General features: G+C 62.9%; 3 protein-coding genes. 2 read left to right on the forward strand and 1 reads right to left on the reverse strand.

Features of this window, described 5'->3' with window-relative positions:
* Nucleotides 1-121 precede the first annotated feature (121 nt).
* Complete coding sequence (locus J0A65_RS22025; protein WP_206596467.1) at nt 122-1051, reverse strand: LysR family transcriptional regulator; 930 nt, start codon at nt 1049-1051, stop codon at nt 122-124.
* Between the two features lie 113 nt (nt 1052-1164).
* On the opposite strand from J0A65_RS22025, the gene J0A65_RS22030 reads away from it, so the two are divergent.
* The gene (locus tag J0A65_RS22030) at nt 1165-1863 is read left to right on the forward strand and encodes a DJ-1/PfpI family protein (RefSeq protein WP_206596468.1); all 699 of its coding nucleotides are present in this window, start codon (nt 1165-1167) and stop codon (nt 1861-1863) included.
* Between the two features lie 67 nt (nt 1864-1930).
* Nucleotides 1931-2653, forward strand: a complete 723-nt coding sequence (locus tag J0A65_RS22035) for a DsbA family protein (RefSeq protein WP_206596469.1) — start codon at nt 1931-1933, stop codon at nt 2651-2653.
* The last annotated feature ends 137 nt before the right edge of the window (nt 2654-2790 follow it).

Below are 2790 nucleotides of genomic sequence, written 5' to 3' on the forward strand. Positions count from 1 at the left end.
CCTTGAATGGGCGGGCGACCTGATGGTCGCCCTTTTTTTCGGGCTCAGGAAGAGGCGCCAGACGCAGCCAGGGCGGAGTTCGCTGGATGGCCTGGTGCCGGGGCATCCGGCTGCGAGCCTTTCAGGCGCCGTGCTGATCGGTCTCTATCAGACTGGAGATGGCCGTAGGGATGCGCTGAGCCAGTTCGTCCATGAGCATCCGTACGGCTGGTGGACGATAGCGTCTGTTTGGGCTGACCAGGTAGACATCGAATTCAGGAATCTCCCATTCCGGCAGGACACGCACGAGTTCGCCAGTCGCCAGGTACTGGGCGCATTGAATTTCACCCAGATGGGCGATCCCCAGTCCGGCCCGTACTGGTGCGAGCAACTGGTCCGAGGGCGAGAGGGTGAGTCGCCTGGGTGTGGTGAGTGTCCGTGTCCTGCCGTTGCAGCGCAGCTCGAGCTCTGCAGCGTTGCGTGACTGGACGAGAAAGTCGTAGTGCTCCATCTCGTCCGGATGCGCCGGTAAGCCCCGCGCCTGTGCATAGCCGGCGCTGGCACAGAGGATGCGGCGCACAGTCGCCACCTTGCGCGCGAAGAGATCCGAGTCGGTCATCGCGCCGATCCGTACTGCAATGTCGATGGCATTGGCGACGACGTCGGCCCGCTGATCCGTGATCTCCATCTCGACATCGACCCGTGGGTAACGGCACATGAACTCCAGCACGATTGGCAGGACGACGAGCTTGCCGAAGGCGCCCGAGGCGGAGAGCCGGACCAGGCCGCGCGGTTCCGCCTCACGGCCGATGAGCTCGGTGGAAAGCATTTCCATCCGGCGGACCAGTGGCCAGGCCTCTTCCAGGAGTTGCTGTCCAGCGTCGGTCAGGCTGAAGGCCGCCGAGTTGCGTTGGACGAGTGCCAGCCCTGTCATCTCCTCGAGCCGCGCCAGTCGGCGCGAGAGCGTCGACTTGGCGACATCGTACTGACGCGAGGCGCGCGACAGGCTGCCAGCGTCCGCGATCAGGGCAAACCAATAGAGATCATCGAGCGAGTAAGGCAGGGTGTTCATTTTTCGGGACGCCCGCATCCATTTTTCGTGTCTATGAGGGCGAATAGTGGACGGCTACATTGCCTCCTGTCCAGGGTGCCTGGAACCGCCCAGCCAAGCAGGAGTCAGCAATCATGAGTGATATCACATCCATTCACTTCCTCACCTTTCCGAACGTCAGCGAGCAGGATCTGCTGGTGCCCTGGGAGTTGTTCCAGGCACTGGCCTGGGGCTTCGCACATGAAGGTCGGCACCTGGACGTGTCGATTGGCGGCTTCGAGCCGGGCCCGGTAGCGACGCACATGGGCACGGAAATCAAAACCAATCGAGTGCTCGAGGCCGACGACCGCTTCGATGTGCTCTATGTGCCTGGAGGCCTGGGCGGTGGTGCCGCTTCCAGCAACCCCGAGATTCTGGAGCTGGTTCGCAAGCACCACGCCGAGGGCCGCTGGGTGGCATCCAACTGCTCCGGCGTGGGTGTTCTGTTCCGTTCCGGCATTCTCGACGGCAAGACGATCACCTGTTCTGTCGCCCTGGCACGCCGCCTGCCGACGCTTGGCGCTGACGTGCTTTCCCCCCGCCTTGCCTGGCACGTGGACGCAGAGAACAGGATCTTCACATCTGCTGGCGGCGGCACGGCTCATATGAGCACCGTCGCCCTGGTGGCGCAATTCTTCGGCAGCGATAGCGCCAGGGGGCTTGCCGCGAACTGGGATTCGCTCGGGTTGCTCGGTGGTGCACTGCTTCAGGCAGACGGCCCGATCATGGATACGCCTGTCGAACTGGCCGCTGCCGCTCAGGACAGCTTCGAGATGGTCTTCTTGCCCGATTGACCGTCCCGCTCACCGCTGGCCACCCGTGCATTCACTTGAGAACCCTTGAGAGCGACCGCGAGCCATCATGAAAACCCTATCGTGCGACGACAAATCCGGAATCTGCTACCCGTCCGCCCTGGACGACGCTGCGGCGACCGACGAGGTATCCCTGACCGACACGCAGATCATCTATATCGGTGATCCCATGTGTTCCTGGTGCTGGGGTATCGAACCGGCACTGCGAGAGCTGCAGGACCATTGCGAGCAACGGGGATTGTCTTTCTCCATTGTCCTCGGCGGGCTCCGGCCGGGCGGGGGAAATCCATGGAATGCGGAGTTCAAGGCGTTTCTGCGCCATCACTGGGAGGAGATCGGCGAGGCGACCGGGCAGCCCTTTTCCTTTGACATCCTCGAGCGCGCACACTTTTCCTATGATACTGAACCCGCCTGCCGTGCTGTCGTGACGGCCAGGCACATGCTGGCGGGGGCCTCTTCGCGCAAGCTGTACGCCATATTCTCGGCAATTCAGCGCAAGTTCTATGTCGCCAACGCTGATCCGACCCAGCTGGGCTTCTATGAAAGCATCATCGAGGGCGCGGGGCTGGACTTCGCGCGCTTCAGCGAATTGTATGAGGGTGACAGCGCTCGCCAATGGACGCGTGGCGATTTCGAGCTGAGCCACCGTTTGCAGGTGCGGGCGTTTCCGACGCTGCTGGCCAGAACCGATAGCGGTGTTGTTCAACTGGCAACCGGTTTCGCCCGCGCAGCACCCCTGATCGGCAAGGTCGAGGCCGTGTTCCGCAGCTAGCACGGCGGTGAGCGGGCCGCGATGCGAACCAGGGCGCTAGCTCGCACACCTGGGCATGAACAGGCTTGCGGCTCGCTGTCAGTTCAGGCTAACGCGTCCGTGCCAGTGGAGTAGCGCCCGCCAGTCTCTCGATCAGC

Origin of the sequence: Bowmanella yangjiangensis (genome assembly GCF_017255015.1) — a bacterium.
Lineage (GTDB): Bacteria > Pseudomonadota > Gammaproteobacteria > Enterobacterales > Alteromonadaceae > Bowmanella > Bowmanella yangjiangensis.